Annotated in this window: 1 pseudogene; it reads left to right on the top strand. The window is 30.7% G+C overall.

What is annotated here, in order from left to right:
* Positions 1-368: pseudogene (locus CAAU_RS15160) on the top strand (hypothetical protein); the annotation flags it as partial.

Here is a 368-nt window from a genome sequence, read left to right as displayed (position 1 = left end):
AATTATGAGCGTAGGTTCAAAGGAACAGATTTGTTTGAAAAAATATTTAAGAAAATATTACAACAGGCAATTGAATATGGATTAGTAAATATAGATGCTGTATTTATAGATTCAACCCACATCAAAGCAAATGCTAACAAGAAAAAATATGAGAAAGTATTTGTAGAAGAACAAACAAAAACATACAAGGAAGCATTAGATAAGGAATTAAATTCAATAATAAATAATGGCTATGCTGTAATGTATTTGATCGCACATAAATTGGTTAAAAAGTCCCTTGATGATGGATACCTTGTTGGTTCAAGAGGTTCTGTTGGCTCATCCTTTGTTGCCACTATGTGCGATATAACAGAAGTTAATCCTTTACC

The sequence above is a fragment of the Caloramator australicus RC3 genome (assembly GCF_000297115.1).
Classification (GTDB): Bacteria; Bacillota; Clostridia; order Clostridiales; family Caloramatoraceae; genus Caloramator; species Caloramator australicus.
This window is presented reverse-complemented; position numbering and strand designations above follow the sequence as displayed.